The 1,235-nt window shown below is 57.5% G+C and carries 2 protein-coding genes; both read right to left on the bottom strand.

Annotated features, from left to right (window positions below; all coding sequences use genetic code 11):
• Positions 1 to 677 (bottom strand): ABC transporter substrate-binding protein (locus CT676_RS43695; RefSeq protein ID WP_193560943.1); only part of this gene is annotated, 677 nt, incomplete at its 3' end.
• Positions 678 to 779: 102 nt separating this feature from the next.
• On the bottom strand, positions 780 to 1,235 hold a 456-nt coding region (locus tag CT676_RS43690; protein ID WP_205124654.1), incomplete at its 5' end, for a DUF4440 domain-containing protein.

Here is a 1,235-nt window from a genome sequence, read left to right as displayed (position 1 = left end):
TGACTAAACGTGAAGGGGTCCTCGAGAATCGCAAGGCCGCCGGCTCCTGCGACCTTGCTGGCCTCGAGCTGCGGCGCGATCTCCTCGGGCGAGCGCACCTCAAAGACCCGTAACTCTATTTTCGCGACACGCGCTGCGGTCTCGAGTTCCCTGTAAGCGAGGGCCGCGTACGGCGTGCCCGGATTCAAGACCGCGGCAATCAGCGAGGCGGCAGGGACGATCTCGCGCAACAGCTGAAGCCGGGCGCCCTGTATGCCAGCGGCTAGGTCCGACAGTCCGGTGACGTTACCGCCGGGCCGGGCGAGACTTGCAACGACCCCCGCGCCGACAGGATCGCCGACAGCCATGAATACAACCGGGATGCCGTTTCCGGCTGCCTTGCCTGCCTTGGCGGCAACCGTGCCAAATCCGGTGACAAGCACATCAGGCTTCATCCGAATGAGGTCGGACGCAAGACCTGGCAAGAGTTCCGGCCGGCCTTCTGCCGAGCGATAGACGAAGTGCAGGTTTTTTCCGTCAATGTAACCAAGCTGATCGAGACGGCGCAAAAAATTCGGCGCGAAGCTACGATCCTCACCTGCAAGAAGGGCGAGGTAGGCAACGGTGAATGATTTGACTTTTTGTGCGCTAGCCTTGGGCGCGACGCCGAGGAGCGTGGCACCGGCTAGTATTTTCATCAACGACCTCCGGTCCGTCATGCAAATGCCTCTCGCACCAAGTATTCGAGCTGCAGACCAGACGGATCGCCCACGAATCCTGTTGGCTATCAAATGCGCCTTCTATTCCCGAACAAAAATATGGGACTTAACCTTCCATTCACCGTTGGATTGGTGCTCATAAAGTTTAACTGTACTGCCGGACAGCATGGTCGTTTCCTCCCCCTTTACCAATGAGGCTTTGAAGCGGGACGTCACGTAAGCGTAGTCTCCCATCTGCAAAATCTCTACAAGCTCAAGTTTGTGATTTTTGACGCTCGTGCCTCTTTTGGCAAAAAAGTCGCGTATCGCAGTAGGGCCAGAGACGGGTGCTGCGCCGGGCGGCATTAGACTGGCGTCGGCGGCATACATTGGCAGCAAGGCGTCGAAATTCGGATCGTTGATCGCGGCGTCCCATTGCGCATTGAGTTTCGTCATATCTTCAGTGAGCGGGTCTGCACACACATGGCCGATCGTGGCCAACAAAAGCACCAGCACCACTGACCAGGTTTTGCTCATGACTTTGCTTTCTCTGATCTG

Origin of the sequence: Bradyrhizobium sp. MOS001 (genome assembly GCF_004634465.1) — a bacterium.
GTDB lineage: Bacteria > Pseudomonadota > Alphaproteobacteria > Rhizobiales > Xanthobacteraceae > Bradyrhizobium > Bradyrhizobium barranii.
This window is presented reverse-complemented; position numbering and strand designations above follow the sequence as displayed.